Annotated in this window: 20 protein-coding genes and 1 tRNA gene; all 21 read left to right on the forward strand. The window is 65.8% G+C overall.

The features are described 5' to 3' along the window. The first annotated feature begins 109 nt into the window (after positions 1-109). The 21 genes from HRU71_12870 to HRU71_12970 all read left to right on the forward strand — a co-directional run bounded on the left by HRU71_12870 (position 110) and on the right by HRU71_12970 (position 15761). Positions 110-182 (forward strand) — tRNA-Met (locus HRU71_12870). Between the two features lie 13 nt (positions 183-195). After that, the gene (locus HRU71_12875) at positions 196-396 is read left to right on the forward strand and encodes a hypothetical protein (protein ID QOJ04324.1); all 201 of its coding nucleotides are present in this window, start codon (positions 196-198) and stop codon (positions 394-396) included. A 116-nt stretch (positions 397-512) separates the two neighbouring features. Next, positions 513-1982 carry a phage portal protein gene (locus HRU71_12880; protein ID QOJ04325.1) on the forward strand — a complete coding sequence of 490 codons (1470 nt, stop codon included), beginning with the start codon at positions 513-515 and terminating at the stop codon, positions 1980-1982. Then, positions 1948-4053, forward strand: a complete 2106-nt coding sequence (locus HRU71_12885) for a hypothetical protein (protein ID QOJ04326.1) — start codon at positions 1948-1950, stop codon at positions 4051-4053. Before HRU71_12880 ends, HRU71_12885 begins: the two co-directional genes overlap by 35 nt. 103 nt (positions 4054-4156) lie before the next feature. After that, on the forward strand, positions 4157-4492 hold the full coding sequence (locus HRU71_12890) for a DUF2190 family protein (GenBank protein ID QOJ04327.1): 336 nt from the start codon (positions 4157-4159) through the stop codon (positions 4490-4492). A 13-nt stretch (positions 4493-4505) separates the two neighbouring features. After that, positions 4506-4880, forward strand: a complete 375-nt coding sequence (locus HRU71_12895) for a hypothetical protein (protein ID QOJ04328.1) — start codon at positions 4506-4508, stop codon at positions 4878-4880. 3 nt (positions 4881-4883) lie between these two features. Continuing rightward, a complete protein-coding gene (locus HRU71_12900; GenBank protein QOJ04329.1) occupies positions 4884-5108 on the forward strand; it encodes a hypothetical protein in 225 nt (74 codons plus the stop codon). Further along, entirely contained in the window at positions 5105-5527 is a 423-nt protein-coding gene (locus HRU71_12905; protein ID QOJ04330.1) for a hypothetical protein, read from the forward strand. Before HRU71_12900 ends, HRU71_12905 begins: the two co-directional genes overlap by 4 nt. Positions 5528-5530: 3 nt before the next feature. Beyond that, positions 5531-6466 (forward strand): hypothetical protein, encoded by a 936-nt coding sequence (locus HRU71_12910; GenBank protein QOJ04331.1) that lies wholly within the window; start codon positions 5531-5533, stop codon positions 6464-6466. Between the two features lie 6 nt (positions 6467-6472). After that, positions 6473-6736 carry a hypothetical protein gene (locus tag HRU71_12915; GenBank protein ID QOJ04332.1) on the forward strand — a complete coding sequence of 88 codons (264 nt, stop codon included), beginning with the start codon at positions 6473-6475 and terminating at the stop codon, positions 6734-6736. Between the two features lie 14 nt (positions 6737-6750). Further along, positions 6751-7209 carry a hypothetical protein gene (locus HRU71_12920; GenBank protein ID QOJ04333.1) on the forward strand — a complete coding sequence of 153 codons (459 nt, stop codon included), beginning with the start codon at positions 6751-6753 and terminating at the stop codon, positions 7207-7209. A gap of 63 nt (positions 7210-7272) precedes the next feature. Further along, positions 7273-7773 carry a hypothetical protein gene (locus HRU71_12925; GenBank protein QOJ04334.1) on the forward strand — a complete coding sequence of 167 codons (501 nt, stop codon included), beginning with the start codon at positions 7273-7275 and terminating at the stop codon, positions 7771-7773. Positions 7774-7826: 53 nt separating this feature from the next. Beyond that, on the forward strand, positions 7827-7976 hold the full coding sequence (locus HRU71_12930; GenBank protein QOJ04335.1) for a hypothetical protein: 150 nt from the start codon (positions 7827-7829) through the stop codon (positions 7974-7976). 137 nt (positions 7977-8113) lie between these two features. Further along, a complete protein-coding gene (locus tag HRU71_12935; GenBank protein ID QOJ04336.1) occupies positions 8114-8560 on the forward strand; it encodes a hypothetical protein in 447 nt (148 codons plus the stop codon). Beyond that, positions 8557-9054, forward strand: a complete 498-nt coding sequence (locus HRU71_12940; protein ID QOJ04337.1) for a hypothetical protein — start codon at positions 8557-8559, stop codon at positions 9052-9054. The genes HRU71_12935 and HRU71_12940 overlap by 4 nt, the downstream gene beginning before the upstream one ends. 7 nt (positions 9055-9061) lie before the next feature. Beyond that, positions 9062-9451 (forward strand): hypothetical protein, encoded by a 390-nt coding sequence (locus HRU71_12945; GenBank protein ID QOJ04338.1) that lies wholly within the window; start codon positions 9062-9064, stop codon positions 9449-9451. Between the two features lie 609 nt (positions 9452-10060). After that, positions 10061-12007, forward strand: a complete 1947-nt coding sequence (locus HRU71_12950; protein ID QOJ04339.1) for a phage tail tape measure protein — start codon at positions 10061-10063, stop codon at positions 12005-12007. Between the two features lie 8 nt (positions 12008-12015). After that, on the forward strand, positions 12016-12843 hold the full coding sequence (locus HRU71_12955) for a hypothetical protein (protein ID QOJ04340.1): 828 nt from the start codon (positions 12016-12018) through the stop codon (positions 12841-12843). A 16-nt stretch (positions 12844-12859) separates the two neighbouring features. After that, entirely contained in the window at positions 12860-13753 is an 894-nt protein-coding gene (locus HRU71_12960) for a hypothetical protein (protein QOJ04341.1), read from the forward strand. Further along, on the forward strand, positions 13738-14127 hold the full coding sequence (locus HRU71_12965; GenBank protein ID QOJ04342.1) for a hypothetical protein: 390 nt from the start codon (positions 13738-13740) through the stop codon (positions 14125-14127). The genes HRU71_12960 and HRU71_12965 overlap by 16 nt, the downstream gene beginning before the upstream one ends. Then, a complete protein-coding gene (locus HRU71_12970) occupies positions 14124-15761 on the forward strand; it encodes a hypothetical protein (GenBank protein ID QOJ04343.1) in 1638 nt (545 codons plus the stop codon). Before HRU71_12965 ends, HRU71_12970 begins: the two co-directional genes overlap by 4 nt. The last annotated feature ends 893 nt before the right edge of the window (positions 15762-16654 follow it).

The following is a 16654-nucleotide window of genomic DNA, read 5'->3' on the forward strand; positions in this document are numbered from 1 at the left end:
GGCGGCTGATCCCCGCTGATTCGCGATTCAGACATTGCCACGCCATGCAGGGCTGCATCCCTGCGTGGCGTTTTTGTTTGGCCTCGCCTTGCGGAAGACCCGGCCGGTATGGCGGGATGGCGCAATGGCAGCGCGTCGGGTTCATAGCCCGGATGTTGCAGGTTCGAGTCCTGCTCCCGCAAGTGGAGATTTTCGATGCCGGACGATCCGACGATCACCGACGCCATCCGCGAGAACGCCGCGGGCCCCAAGCGCGCCCAAGGCGATGCGGGCAGCGTGGAGCAGCACGATCTGAAGGATCAGATCGAGGCGGATCGCTACTTGGCGTCGAACGAGGCGGCGAAGAAGGGGTTGGGCGTGCGGATGACGCGGGTCTCGCCGCCGGGAGCGGTGTAAAGGGAAGTGCGAATAGTGAATAGCGAATGAAGAACGAAGCTCACAACCTGGCTCGACGCGGCGGATGGAGACATTCGCTGCTTGCCGCTGTCAATTTGCTTCTTGGGCGCGCCTCCATGCCGCCCAGAGACGGCGGCGTTCGCTTCATCCGCGGCAAGTATGACGCCGCGCAGTCGACGCACGAGAACCGCCGGCACTGGGCCAACGCCGATCACCTTTCTGCCAACGCGGCGGCCAGCGCCGAGGTGCGCCGCACCTTGCGCTGCCGGGCGCGGTACGAAGTCGCCAACAACAGCTATGCCAAGGGCATTGTACTGACCCTTGCGAACTACGTCGTCGGCACCGGTCCTCGATTGCAGATGTTGACCGGTGACCCCGAGGCAAACCGCGTCATCGAGAAGGAGTTCGCCCGCTGGGCCAAGGCGATCGGCCTGGCCCACAAGCTGCGAACCATGCGAATCGCCCAATGCGAAAGCGGCGAGGTCTTCGCCCTGCTGGCGACGAATACACTTGTCGATGCGCCCGTGCAACTCGACGTGCGGCCGATCGAAGCCGATCAGGTCTGCGCGCCCTGGTCGGCGCCAACCGCCAGTCACCGGCGAGACGCCGGTACCACCCTCGACGGCATCACCTTCGACGAGTTCGGCAACGCCGTTGCCTACTGCATTCTGCGGCAGCACCCCGGCGACAACACGGCGTGGAAGGCCGCCGGCGTCGAGTTCGACATCCAGCCGGCCGAGTCGGTGATTCACCTGTTCCGCGCCGAGCGGCCTGGCCAATCGCGCGGCATCCCGGAGATCACTCCGGCCCTGCCGCTGTTCGCCACGCTTCGGCGCTACACGCTGGCGGTGCTCGGCGCCGCCGAGATGGCGGCGCTGCCTTCGGGCGTGATCTACACCGACGCGGCCGCTGACGCCGAGGCCTCGTCCGTAGAACCGATGGACGCCGTCGAGATGGACCGCGGCACGTGGATGACCATGCCCTTCGGCTGGAAGATCGGCCAGATCAAGGCCGAGCAGCCGACGACGGTCTACAGCGACTTCAAACACGAGGTGATCAATGAGATCGCCCGCTGCCTGAACATGCCGTTCAACATCGCGGCTGGCAATTCGTCGGGCTACAACTACGCCTCGGGCCGGCTGGATCACCAGGCGTTCTTCAAGTCCATTCGCATCGACCAGCGGCATCTCGCCGACATCGTGCTCGACCGCATTCTCAAGGCGTGGCTGAACGAGGCCGTGCTGATCGAGGGCTACCTGCCGCAATCGGTGCGCACGCTCGATGCCGAGTTCCCCCACCAGTGGTTCTGGGATGGATTCGAGCACGTCGATCCGGCCAAGGAGGCCAACGCCCAGGCGACGCGGCTGAACAGCAACACGACGACGCTGGCTGCCGAGTTCGCCCGGTCCGGACTGGATTGGGAGACCGAGCTGCGGCAGCGGGCGCGCGAGATTTCGCTGATGCGCGAATTGGGATTGACGCTGGACCAGTCTGTAGGCCGCAGTCCGCAGTCTGTAGCAGAAGACGAAGACGACACGGAGGAAACAAGCGATGTCACGGAAGACGCACTCGCTCCCGGCGAGTGAGGCGACCGAATCGTTTCCCGATCGGCTCGAGCTGCGCTGCACACCGGGCGACATCTCGCTGGTGGCGCTTGCGGCCGAGGGCGACAGCCAGGCGCCGCCGCATTTCACGATGATCGCCTACACCGGAGACGCCATGCGGATCGAGGGCTGGCGGTTCCCAGTGGTCGTGGACCTCGAAGGTCTTTCAATCCCGTCGCAGCGCCGCCCGGTGCGATTCGGACACAGCATGTACCAGGGCGTGGGGCACACCGAGCGGATCAGCGTCGAGGCCGGGCGACTGATCGCCGAAGGCATCGTCTCGCGCGACACGCCGGCAGCCCGCGAGGTCGTCGCCAGCGGCAAGCGCGGCTTTCCGTGGCAGGCGTCCATCGGCGCCCAGGTCGCCCGGGCCGAATTCGTGAGGGCCGGCAAGTCGGTGACGGTCAACGGCCACACCTTCGAAGGGCCGGTCTATGTCGCCCGGCGGACGGTGCTGGGCGAGATCAGCTTCGTCGACCTCGGCGCCGACACGAATACCGCCGCGACCATCGCGGCATCGCAGGCCAATCAACCGCAGGCCGCCGGCAACGGCACTGGCAAGGAGACAGATGTCATGGATGAACCGAACGATACCCCGGTCACACCGACCCAGGACGAGCCGACGGACGGGCCGTCGCGCGCGGCGCCGTCCGATGCACAGGAGACGGGTGCCAATTCGACTACGGCCCCGCTCAATGGCCAACATGCGCCCGTCGCCGAGCTGCGGGCTCAGGCCCTAGCCGAGACCAAGCGCCTCGCCGCCATTCGTCGCATCTGCGCCGGCCGCCATCCCGACCTTGAGGAGCGGGCTATCGCCGAAGGCTGGACGCAAGATCGCTGCGAGCTGGAGGTCCTGCGGGCCTCGCGCCCCCGGGCGCCGGCCGTCCACGCCGTCGACAACACCATGAACGGAAGCGTCCTCGAAGCCGCCTGCCTGTTGACCGCCAAGATTGAGCACATCGAGGAGCATGCCGACGAAAGGGCGCTCGATGCCGCGACCCGGCGATTCCGCGGCGGCATCGGTTTGCAGGAGCTTCTGCTCGAAGCCGCCTGGGCCAACGGCTACAGCGGCCGCAACTTCCGCGACAGCCAGGCCGTCCTGCGCCACGCCTTCGGCCACAGCCTCGACACGTTGCGCCATGGGCATGCCCTTCAGGCGGGCTTTTCGACCATCGACATCGGCGGCATTTTGTCGAATGTCACCAACAAGTTCCTGCTGGAGGGCTTCTTCTCCGTCGAGCGGACCTGGCGGAACATCTGCGCCATCCGCAATGTCAGCGACTTCAAGACCGTCACCAGCTATCGCCTCGTCGGCCGCGACCAGTACGAAAAAGTCGCACCCGGCGGCGAGCTGAAGCACGGCACCCTCGGCGAGGAGACCTACACCAACAAGGCCGACACCTACGGCCTGATCCTCACCATCGACCGGAGGGACATCATCAACGATGACCTCGGCGCCATTACCACCGTACCGCGCAAGCTGGGGCGTGGCAGCGGCCTGAAGATCAACGACGTCTTTTGGGCGATGTTCCTGAACAACGCTGCCTTCTTCACCGCCGGCCGCAACAACTATTTGACCGGCGCTGACACGGCTCTGGGCATCACCGGCCTGACCCTGGCCGAAGTGGCCTTCATGAATCAGGTCGATGCCGAGGGCAAGCCGGTGGGCATCATGCCGGCGATCCTGCTGGTGCCGCCGTCGCTGTCGGCGATGGGCACGATGCTCTTCAAGAGCCTGGAGATTCGGGACAACACCGCCAGCGTGAAGTACCCGGTGGCCAACCCGCACGCCGCGAAGTTCCGCGCCGAGGTCAGCCGGTACCTGTCCAACGCGCAGTACACCGGTTTCTCCGACAAAGCGTGGTATCTGCTGGCCGATCCGGGCGACCTTGCGGTGATCGAGGTCGCGTTCCTCAACGGCCAGGAGGCGCCGACCATCGAGTCGGCCGAGGCGGACTTCAACGTGCTGGGCATCCAGATGCGCGGCTATCACGACTTCGGCGTGGCGCTTCAGGAGCCGCGGGCGGGCGTGAAGGCCAAGGGAGAGGCGTAGGGAGAAGGACCCGTAGCGAAGTGCGAATAGCGAAAAACGTCGGACTGTTGCAGCCCATTCGCTATTTGCCATTCGACATTCGCAACTCGAACCGGAGGTTCACATGGCACAAGCTACGTTTGTCCACGACGGCGCGGCGATTGATTACACCCCGGGCGGCAACATCGCCGCCGGCGAGGTCGTCGTAATCGGCGAGCTGGTTGGCGTGGCCAAGACGCCGATCGCGGCCAACGCGCTGGGGGCCCTGGCGGTCGAAGGCATCTTCGATTTCGCCAAGGTCACTGGCGGCGGCACGGCGATCAGCGCTGGGGCCAATGTCTATTGGGATGACACCAACAACGTGGCCACCACCACCGCCTCGGGCAACAAGTTGATCGGCAAGTGCGTCAAGGCCGCGGCCGACGGCGATGCGACGGTTCGGGTTCGGATGAATCAGTGATCTGCGTGATGCCGTGGATCTCATCGAACGCGGGCTTGCCTGGCTGGATGCGCAACGACACCGACATCTGTCGCGCATGGTGACCTACCAGCGCGGCAATCAATCGGTCGAGCTGGCGGCGACGATCGGGCGGACCGAGTTCGAGCAGGCCGACCACTTCGGCGTGATCCACCGGACGCAGTCGCGGGATTTTCTGGTGCGGGCGGCCGACCTGGTCCTCGGCGGCGAGCCGGCGCTGCCCGTCGCCGGCGACCGCATCCGCGAGGGCGACGGTGAAAAGACCTTCGTCTACGAGGTCATGGCCCCGGGCGGTGAGCCGCCGTTTCGGTACAGCGACCCGTATCGACGGACGCTGCGGATTCACACGAAGCACGTGGCGACGGAGTGAACGATGCAAGTCGAAAAACCACCGGTCAACGGCAATGCCCGCCAGAAGCTGGCCTGGCTGCTGGGAGTCCTGTGCACCGTGCTCTTGATCCTGACGCTGGCGTCCGGGGGCATGCTCCTGCGCCACGAATCGCAGATCGCGGTGCACGAGACGCGGATCGGCGTCGTCGAACAGATGCTGGTGCGGATTGAGTCCAAGCTGGACCGCCTGTTGGAGCGAAAGCCGTGAGCACCATCCTCGCCATCGCCGACGCCGTCGTCGCCAGTCTGAACGCCGGGGCGTTCGACCCGCCGCTGGGCGCGGTTCGGCGCTACCAGCCGACCTTCGAGCTGGCCGACCTGGCAACGCTCCAGGTCAGCGTCGTGCCGCGGTCACTGGAGATGACCAACGCCACGCGAGCCACGGGTTACTTCGACTGCGCCATCGACATCGGCGTGCAGAAGAAGCTCGATGGCAACGCTGACATCGATGGGCTGGTGAGTCTTGTCGAGCGGATCGCCGACCACCTGCGGCAGAAGCGCCTGGTGACAGCGCCCGAAGCGGCGTTCGTCTCCATCGCCAACGAGCCAGTCGTCGCCCTGGAGCACCTCGACCAGCACCGGGCGTTCACCAGCATTTTGACGGTCACCTATCGGGTGCGGAGATAAACGATGCGGCCGATCCACATGCGCACCTGTGAGCTGACCGGCGATTGGCAGCGCTTGAGCGCCACGCGGCAGGTGATAACCGCGACGTTGGCGGCGCCGCGGGGCAACACCGCGCCAGCCGAGGTTCGCGTCGAGGGCGCGGCCGGTTCGCACCCCTGGGCGGCCGGCATCTCTGCGCCGCTTACGGATGTCGACCTGTCGCGGATCGAGGTGCGCGGCGCGACGGGCGACCGGCTGCTGGTCACCAGCGGCAATGCGTGCGCCGTGGTGGCGCCACATGAAGCAGCGCCGGCCGGGCCGACTCTGGTCAGCGCCTATTGGCAGCCGCACTCGCTCTGGCTTGTTCTGAACTTCAGCGAAGCGGTCGAGGCGGTCGGCGATGTAGACGTTCAGGTTTTCCACGATGGCCGGCTCTACGGCGTCGATTCGGTCTACTCGTCCCCACTGAGCACAATGTTCCTGGTGATGATGTACGACACTGCCGCAGCGCCGGGTGCGCCCGATGGCGTGATCTATACACCTGACGATATCAGTTATATTCGGTCCGGCGAGGGTGTATCGGTCGCGGCATTCAGTGCCGGCTTCTCGACGACCAACAAGCCGCAGCCGATCGCTGCCCACTATCGGCCCGGCGATGCCGAACTGGAGATTACCTTCGACCAGCCCCTGCGCGGCGTCCCTGGTGAGAACTTGCCGGGCCACGAGTTCGCCGTGTTCGCCTACAGTGGACCGACCTACCGGATCGGTTTTCACAGCGGCGCGATCACCAACGACATAGCCATCATTAGTAACCACGTCTCCAGCACGCCGACGACCGAGCAGCCTCCGTCGGTCACCTACTACTCCAGCGGGCCGGTGCTGTTCTCGCTGGACGGCGCGCCGGTCGATCCGTTCGCGGGATTTCCGCTGACCGTGCAGTACGAAGAGGGAGGTAAGTAACCGGCGATGCGCAACATCATCCTGATCAGTATAGAACTGGACGAGACATTCGCCGCCGCAGCGCCGAGCCGGTTGATCTCCGACTGCACCATCACCGCTTTCCCCGCCAACCAGCAGGACATGCAGGTCCGGGTCGGCGGCGATGACGAGCACGTGGCCGACTGGCCGGCGGGCGTCGGCGTGACGCTCGAAGAGATCGACCTGGCCCAGTTGGAGTTCAAGGGCGCCGGCGGCGACAAGGTTTTGATCGCGGGCACGAGTGCGCCATAGCAGCGAGGTGACACATGGGCGTGAAGCTGGGATTGGATGCGGTCATCAAGTTCAAGGCCGGCGGCCAGGCGGGCGGCGGCAGTTGGACCGAGATGCCCAACGTGCGGGACGTGACGCTGAATCTGGAAGGCAGCGAAGCCGACGCGACGCGACGCGGCAGCGGTGGTTGGCGGGCGGTGTTGCTCGCGATACAGGACGCCGCCGTCGAGTTCGAGATGGTGTGGGACACGGCCGACGCAGGCTTCGCCGCCATGCGCGACTCGTTCCTCAACCGTGAGATGGTCGGGCTTCAGGTCCTCGACGCCAACGACGGCGAGGGACTTCAGGCCGACTTCCAGGTGATGAGCTTCACGCGCAACGAGCCGCTGGAGGAAGTCATCACCGTCTCGGTGACGGCCAAGCCAACCTATTCGGCCACGCCGCCGAGCTGGATCGAGCCGGAAGGCGGCGGTGGTGGCGGCGGCGGGAGTTGATTCGCCTTCAAGTGACGGGCCGCAAGTAGGCGTGCGCATCGCAAGCAGGGAGGCCACATTCGAATGAAGACGTTTACTGACAATCAGAACCGCGTCTGGACCCTGGCGGTGACGGTCGACGCGATCAAGCGCGTGCGGGCGCTCTTGGGCATCGACCTGATGCAGGTCATCGAGGGCAAGCTGATCGAGCGCTTGAGCCTCGACCCGATCCTGCTGTGCGACGTGGTCTATGCCATCTGCAAACCGGAGGCCGATGGTCGCAGCGTCAACGACGAGGAGTTCGGCCGGGCGATGGCCGGCAACGCCATCGAGCAGGCATCGGCAGCGCTGTTGGAGGACCTGGTGGATTTTTTCCCCAGCCCGATCGATCGGGCGAACCTTCGGCAGGTGCTGACGGCGACGAACGAGGCCATGAACAAGGCGCGGGACGCGATTCATGCACGGCTCGAGAGCCTGGACGTGGATCAGGTGGTGGCCCAAGCGCTGGCCAGTGCTGGGAGCTTGTCTGGCAATGCGCGGGAATCGTCGGCGTCCAGCCCGGCGGCTTCACCCTCGCCGAGTTGAGCCGCATGGCCGAGGGCCGGGCGCGCGATGAGTGGGTCAGGATGTCATCGCTGATGGCCCTGATCGCCAACGCCCACCGCGACCCAAAGAAGCGATGCAGCTTCAAGCCGCGGGATTTTGACCCGTTCGCCCGGCGCAGCAGGCCGGTGAAGGTTGGCATCGGTGTATTGAAAGACGTCTTTTTGAAAGGCAATAGGCGATAGGAGAATAGGCGGTAGGCGATAGGCCGTAGGCGGTAGGAAAAGAGGCGACAGGCAGTAGGCGCGGCGCTGTGATGCGAATGTCTTTCCTACAGCCTACCGCCTACAGCCTACGGCCTTCCCCAAAGGAGGATACACACATGAAGTCACGGATGATGATGCTGGCGAGTCTGTTGTGCCTGGTGGTCAACTGCGTTGCCGGATGCGCAGCGCTCAACGCCAAGCCGCCGGTCGAGCAGTTCGCCGAGAAGCTGGCCGATCAAGCGATCATTCCGGCGGTCCGGCAGGGCCTGTCACAGGGGGTTGAGCAACTGACGGTGCAGGCCGGGGCCCAGGGGATCAACCCGCGATACGTGGTTGAGTTCGAGGGTATGTGGGTGACAGGCCTGAAGGGCCGGGCCAGCGTCGGCGTCGATGGCATCGCCGGCCAGTTGCAGGTGTCCAGCGCGGGCGGTGACCGGACGCAGGGCAGCCCTTCCGCGCAGAGCGCGACGCAGAGTGCCACGCCGGAAGCATCGCCGCAGCCGGCGGATGCAAACTACCGCGAGGAGCCGTTCGACGCCGACCACCGCCAGGAGTCGCCATGAACCGGTTCGGCACACTCATGGTGGCGTGCTGCCTTGCGCTCATCGCCGGCTGCCTCGGCTCGACCGCGCAGCAGTCGATGCAGCATTCGGCGCCGTCGTCGCCGACTACTTCAGCGCCGGCGGCAGATGAGTCGCACGCGACGGCGCAAGCCGCGCAGCAATCCGGCCAGGGCAACCTGACCAATCAGGTCGACGCACACGGCTGGACCGGCATCGAGTACTCGCGCACCGATGCCGTGCCGATCGGTCAGGTCGTGCTCATGGCCATGATGCTCGTGCTTAGCCATCGCCGCGAGATGGCGCGGATCAAGCAGAACGGCCACTGTCACATTTGCGGCACCGTGCGGGCCTCCCCTTACGACATGAAGCCGCCGCCGCGGACCCCCAAACCCGACGTGCCGCCGGTGGGGCAAGGTACAGACCATGTTCACCCTGCGTATCAAAGGACTGCGGCTCGAAGCGCAAAGGGTTCACCGCGCTGTCGATCGCGCTAAGCGGCAGGTGCTCGGTCGCTCGGCCGACCTGATCCGCGATTCAGCGCAGCAGAGCATGCCGGACCGCGAGGGCCTTGCCCCGCCGGGTCAGCCGCCGCGGATGGAGTCGGCCTGGCTGAAGCGCAGCGTGCGGTCCGCCTGGGACCGCTCGAGCCAGACATCGCTGGCCGGCCCGGTTCGCGCCGGCGGCGCCGGCGCTGGCGAAGAGCGGATGTTGATGCGCGTGCTGGAGTTCGGCGGGCAGTACGTGCTGGGCCGGCGCGCCCGTCGGCGACGGCGGATCAAGGGCAACCAGCGCGTGGTCGTGCAGGTGAAAGCCAAGCCGTACATGGCTCCGGCGCTGGACAAGGAAAATCACAAGCTGCCGGCCCTGTGGCGCGGCAGCGTGAAATCCTAAGAATCAGGAGATCTTTGCTTGATTTTCACGGGAATACTGCCAAAGCGCTCGGTCCAGTGTCCTCATGTCCACATTTGCAATGTGCGCGAGCGACCGGCACGTCTCGACATACTTCCACCAGAACTCGAACGTGTAGTTGGACGGCTTTTCAACTTCCAACAACCACAGCGCTCGCACGTCCAATTTGGGATACGGAGCCGAATGGGCGAAGTGAAGCAGTACGGATGCTGTCGGCCATGCGACCCCCACCAGGCACATCAACGCCCCTATGCGAAGCTTCTCATTCGGAGTCGTCAATGCGACATGCGTGATATCGGAAACGTCCTGCGAAGAATTGCGTTGGCACCGAGACTGGCTACGCGCCGATTTCCAATTGCATACGGCAAGAAAATCTTCGCGGCAATACCGGCGAGCCACTTTGGCGCGTCGCCCGATTTGCTCGACGGCATGATCGTCGTCAGCGTATCGCGACGCCAATTCGGGAATTTGGTCGAGCTTGAATCGGGGTGTGCACATACCTGTCCCTGCCTCGACGCGGGGACAAGATAGGGGATGGCAGTGTCAGCAGCAACAGGCATTCGAGCCGGGCGAGCGTTCATCGAACTGGGAATGCAGGACAAGTTCTCGGCCGGATTGAAGCGCGCCCAGCAGCAGTTGGCGGCCTTTGGGGCCGGGCTGCGAGCTATCGGCCTGCGCATGGTCGCCATCGGCGCGGCGGCCATCGCGCCGTTCGTAGCCAGCATCAAGACGTTTTCAGATTTTGGTGACCAACTCGACAAGATGTCGATCCGGACTGGTGTCAGCGTCGAGGCCCTCTCCGAACTGGGGTTCGCCGCCGACCTGTCGGGCGCGGACATCGAGACGCTGGAGAACGGCATTCGCAAGATGCAGAAGACGATCACCGAGGCCGCCGGCGGGTCGGCGGCCGCGGCCGATGCCCTGGCCGACCTCGGGCTTAGCGCCCACGCCGTCGCGGCGATGTCGCCCAAGGCGCAGTTCAAGCTGATCGCCGATCGATTGAGCGGCATCGCCGACCCGACGCGGCGGGCCGCCCTGGCGATGGAGATCTTCGGCCGCTCGGGCACGCGGCTGTTGCCGCTCTTGGAAGATGGCGCGGCGGGGATCAATCGCATGCAGCGCGAGGCCCGGGCGCTGGGCCTGACGATGTCGACGCAGACCGCCCGGCAGGCAGCCCTGCTCAACGACACGCTGCACACCACCTGGCGGGTGATCAAGCAGGTCTCGGTCGCGGTCGGCGCAGCCCTGGCGCCGGAAGTCATCGACCTGGCGAATGCCGTTACGCGCGTCGCAGTCAACATCGCCCGGTGGATCAAGCAGAACCGCGAGCTGGTGCTGCGCGCCGCGAAGATCGCTGCGGCCACCATCGCCGCCGGCGCTGCGCTGGTCGGCTTCGGTGCTGCGGCATCGCTCGCGGCGATTGCCATCGGCGGCATCGCCAAGGCGCTGGCCGTCGTCAAGGGCACCGCGGTGACGGTGACCGGGCTGCTCGGTGCCGTGTTGTCGCCGATCGGCCTGATCATCGCCGGCGTCACGACACTGGGCATCGTGCTGGCCAGGCGATCGGCCTTCATGGGACAGGTTCTCCAGTGGCTCGGCGATCAGTTCGGTTCGCTGCGCTGGCGATTCGCAGAAGTGCTCGACGGCCTGCGCGATGCACTGGTTGCCGGTGATCTGGCGCTGGCGGCCAAGGTGCTTTGGCTGGCCATCCAGGTGGAATGGCAAAAGGGTGTGGCTGCGGTGACGGCGATCTGGCACGTCGGCTGGGAGGGCCTGCTGGCCTCGATGCAGATCATCGGCGAACGAATTCGCAAAACGCTGGAAGATGCGCTGATCATCGGCAAGGCCGCCGCCCAGCAGGCCGGGACGCAGATGCAGTCCTGGGCGCAAGGCGTCTTCCACCGATTGATCGACTGGCTGGCGGGCGCGATGGTCGACAACTTCAAGGCTTCAGAGATCTTCGGCGTCCCCGATGACCAACTGACCGACGAGCAGAAGGCCGAGCTGCGACGGGCCACCAAGGAACTGATCAAGCAATCTGCCGAGCAGCGCGGCAAGGATGCCGGCGCGGGCCTCGAGGCCAAACGTCATCAGATCGAGCAGCAGCGCGCCAAAGACCAGGCCGAGGCCGACCAGCGCCATGCCGAGGCGATGGAGGAACTCGAGAGCAAGCTGGCCGACGCCATCACGAAGGCCACCAACAGCGACGAAGTGGCCAAGGCCGTCGCGGAGCTCGAATCGGCCCGCAAGGAACTCGAGGCCGCTCTGGCCAAGGCCAAGGCCGACCGTACAGCGGCGACACGATCAGGCGGTCCGCCTCGCAGTCGGCCGGGCTTCCCCGTCGACGAGCTTGAAGACCGCCTGTCGCGCATCGGCGAGGTCATCCAGGAGAAGCTCACCCTCGCCGGCACCTTCAGCGGCCACGCGGTCGGCGGCCTGGGAGTCGGCAACGCCACGATGCGGATCGTCGTGGCCACCGAGCAGACCGCCCGCAATACCCGGCGCATCGCCGATGCCGGCCGCGCCCAGTTCGCATAGAGGTCGCCATGCCGATCGACGTGATCGAGCACATATCAGGTCCTCGCGTCTTCACCGGCGATGGCGCTGGCGTCGAGCGGCGCTACATCGTCCGCGGCACGCCTAACGAGGCCGCGGTCCGCCAGGCGCTCAACGACGAGACCGCCGACCATTACAACATCGGGCTGGATGGCGAGTTCTGGATTCCGCGGGTTCACATCGACGTCGAGCCGATCGGCGAGGACACCTGGGATTGCAGCGTCCGCTATGCCACGCGGACCTTGACCCCGCTGATCGACGCCGAGTTTTCCTTCGAGACCTCCAGCGGCGGGACCGAGCACATCACCCAGAGCCTGGGCACGCGCCGCTACCCGCCGGACTCGATCCTCGCGCCCGACCTGGGCGGTGCCATCGGCGTCACCGACGACGGGGTCGAGGGCGTCGATATCATCGTGCCCAAGCCGATCTATACCGAAGTCTACCGCCGCCCCAGCAGCGACGTCACCAACAGCTACGTGATGACGCTCGAGGAACTCACCGGCACGGTCAACAACGCGACGTTCAAGGGCCGGGCCGCCGACGAAGTGCTGTTCCTCGGCGCAGCCGGTCGCAAGAGCGGGCGGTGGGGCCACTGGGAGATCGAGTATCGCTTCGCCACGTCGCGGAACCGAACGGGCCTGGTGGTCGGCGACATCACCGACATCGTGAAGAAAGGCTGGGAGTACCTGTGGGTGCGGTACAAGGACGTGGTCACGCCTGGCCCGCCGCCCAACGCCCTGGTGAAGCGCCCGGTCGGTGTCTATGTCGAGAAGGTCTATCCCACGACCAACTTCGCCTTGCTGGGCATCGGAACATAAGAGGGGAACGGGCGCGATGCGCAAAGTGCTGCCGGGTGATGAACTGGAGATCGCGGCGACGACGTTTAACACGTTCATCGACGCAGCGCGCGATTTCAAGGGCCGCCAACTCGCCGTGCTCCGCGAGACCCGGCGGGAGTTCCGCCAGAGCGGCATCGTGTTGGTGCAGAACACCAGCGGCGCGCCGGTCGGCCGCTTCGGAGTGCTCCAGGTCGACGGGCCGATCATCGGGCCGGACAACAACCCGATAGACTTCCAGTCGCGCGTGGCGGTCAAAGGCATCGCGCCGACGGTTACGCGCGGCGGGCGTTTCGCCATCCTGCTCGAACCGATCAACGAGAACGAGATCGGCCAGGCGGTCATCGCCGGCGCCTGCCTCGTCCGCGTCGAGATCACCGATGAAGTCCACGCCTACGCCGACGTGGACGCGGATCGCACCGACGCGCTGATCAGCGGCCACGCCGGCGAAGCGCAGTTGTTGTGGGTGCAACCTGCCGCCCAGCGCGACCCGCCAGAGATGGCCTGGGCCGTAGCTCGGATCGGCGCCCCGGCCCGCATCGCCTTGCTGGCCGTGGTGACTTATCGCCACAAGGACCCGACGACCGGGTGCACCTTCCTTATATGTAAGGAGTGCATCGGCCTGCCCAACCAGTTCGACCCCGACAGCCCCGACATCCGGGCGCTGGCCGGCCCGGGCGCTGCCCAGGTCGCCGGCGACCTGGTCGCCCTGGTCGAGTGCCGGGCCATCCCCGGCTTCATCGAGGGCAGCACCACGCCGGCCTACTTCGTGATCTGGAACTTCCCGGTCGACGAGATGACCCTCGACGAGCCGGTCCACACCAACACGGTGCACGCCAACGTGCCGCCGCCGCAGCCGACTCCGGACCCCGATCCATGCCTGATCGAATGATGCTCAACCTGGCAGACTGCGTCATCACGACCGGCGTGACCGACATCGGTCTGCGCTTCATCGCGCTCTGGTCAACGGCGCATCGAGCCGCGCTGGGCGTCGTCTATGGCGTCGAGGCGACTGATCGACGTAACCGGTGCCGGACGTTCATCGTGCACGGCTCGTTCGTGCATCCATCCTACCGGCGCTGCGGCATCCGCTCGATGATCAACGACGCAATCTTCGCCAACCTCGGCGTCGAACTGATTCGCAGCGATAGCGGCACCGCCGAGGGCGGCGCTGACTTCATGACCCGCACGGGTTACAAGCGCGATGCCCAAGGCGGCTGGTACATCACCCGCGAGGTCTGGCAGCAGCGGAGGGCCGGACGATGATCGTGTTGGTTGCGCTGCTACTACTCGCCGGCGCCGTGCTGGCCGGCATCATCGTTCCGCCGACCCCGGCCTGCGGGCGCGTGATTCAAGGCCGGCCGTTCCGCTCGCGCGCCTGGCCCTATCGCCTGCACTGGGCCACGGCCTGGTCGGGCGTTGCCCCGGTCGGTACGGTCGGCGACTGCAAGCCGATTCCCGGCGACCCTCTACCTCAAGTATACATGCGCCGACGGCTGCGCTGCGCCTACAGCGACTTCTGCGACCCGGAGGCTTGGGACTTGCCCGCCTCGCAGATCGGCTACTTCCAGCGCGGCAAACCCCCGAACCCGGACGAACCCGCCGCCGTGGTGCGGGCCTTCGCGCCGGCCGCACCGATGATCCTGGGCAACGCCTCGGGCGACGTCGACTGCTCGTACTACGACGGGCCGACGTCGTGCAGCGCCAAGCCGCACGACTACCTGCGCCACGTCTGGGCAGCCATCTGGCGAAGGCGATGCAGTGTTGACAGCGGCAGCGGCCTGTGGCGGCCCGACCCACTTCGGTTCGGCTTGGTCGGTGTCGATCCCGGCAGCGAGGTGACCGGCCTGCCACTCGAGTACTACGGCATTCGCCAAGCCAACCTGGTCATCGACAGCCCGTATGCGAACTCGTACCAGTGGATGGTACTGCTGCCGGTCGAGCCGATCGAGCTTCACCCGTGGTATGACCCCGAGCACCCGGAGAATGTGCCGTACCACGATGACCCCGATGCGCCGCTCAAGGGGCCGTCCAACGACACGTTCACCTATGAGATGCCATGCTACGCGCGGCAAGGCGACAATGTCGGGCTGAACAACCGCGGCTATGGCGATGGCGTGTTCCCGCCGGCGGTGCCGGCCGGCATCAAGGGCATCGTCGCCCATTCGCCGGGCGGAACACACCTGTCGATGCTGGAGAACTACCGCTGCGGCTGCCCGCTCCCGATCGAAGGATGCGATGACCCGTATGGCACCTGCTTCGACGTGGTCGAGAACCAGTGGCGATACTTTGAAGGCCGCTGCGCCGTGCGGCGAATCTACTGGACTGCCGATCCGCTCGGCCGCGGCTGGTGGGTGGACTATCTGCATCGGATCGTCGGCTGGTTCGTGCAGGATGCCTACTGGTGGCGCGTGACCGTGCCGCCGCGGCAACGCTGGAACGCCTGGTACAAGGGGCTGATCGACTTTCGCACCAACGGCGACGTGGGCGATGCCGCCTTCGCGGCATGGATCGCCGCGCAGGACAGCGGCTTTGGCGTCGAGTATCGGCCCCGGTACGCCGCCTGCAACGACGTGTTGATCAACTGCGCCGGCCAACCCAGCTCGATCGGCGGGGCCGAGGTCTATCCGCCGGCGGCGGTGCAGACTGCCTGCGACCACGCGTGGGATGACATCCCGCCGCCGTGCCTGCGCGAGGGGCTGGGCTATTCGCACTGGCGGTTCCCCAACCCGGCGGCGACGGACTGCGCCTTCCCGTGGAACAACTTCCCCGAGTGCGGCCTGTACCACGAGATCGAGCGCAAGAAATACATCAACGCAGCGCGAACGACGTCGATGATCCAGCACGGCTGGGCTAAGCTGATCTTTCAGACCAATCAACCGCGGATGGTGGTGGTGTGAGACATGGAGTCACTTGTCATCATTCAGGAGCGCGATCAGACCCGCCGGGAACTATGCGAGGACTGCGAGCACTCCCGCGACGAGGGCCTCTTGCTTCGCTGCACGCTGAAACGATACAGGCCGTGCGACCACGCCGCGGCCTTGCGCGACCGGAGCGCCCGCTGCCCGCGCAACGACGAATACGCCATCATCTGGCAAGTCGCCGCCCTCGATCCCTTAGGCCGATGCGCCGACGCGCCCTCGGCCGCGGCGACGACCGACGCAACGCGCGAACAAGCTGAACTGACCGCGCCCACGTCAAGCATCCCGCCTCGCGGCATAGAGGCCCCCATCCTGGTTAAGCATATCCCTGGCCAGCGACCGGAATCGGGCTCGACGGCCAAAGCGACAGGTTCATAGACCGAGGGGCACGCCAGCTTGGAGCCCACCATCGCGCGATCGCCAATTGAAGCCACTACCGCCGGTCTTTTCTCGCATGTCCGCCGCTATCTGTAGCAGCTCGGCCAGACATCCACTCTGAAAATAACAAAAATCATCTTACGGATCTCGCTCGCGCCATTCGCTCTTACCTCTGAAGCCCGCCGGTGGTCGGCGAGCGAAGCGATCCTGAGGGCCAAGAAAGGATGGTGTTTATGGCTCTTTTCCCAGTTCGGAACGGTCGGATGCATCGCCATTCGCCTGTTCGCCGGCGCGTGATCGTAATCGAGGAGCCGGCTCGTTTGGCACCGTTCCTCCGTGACTTGCGGCCCCGGCCGCTCTGTCACGACGCCTCGCATGTGCTGCCTATGGAGATGGTGTTCATCTCCGAGGCTCGCAGCGAAAACGGTGGTCCCCTCGCCATCTGGGCGTGCCCGGCGTGCAACCACCGCGAAGGGTGGTGCCGGGACTTTCAC

This window comes from Planctomycetia bacterium (genome assembly GCA_015200345.1).
Classification (GTDB): domain Bacteria; phylum Planctomycetota; class Phycisphaerae; order UBA1845; family UTPLA1; genus PLA3.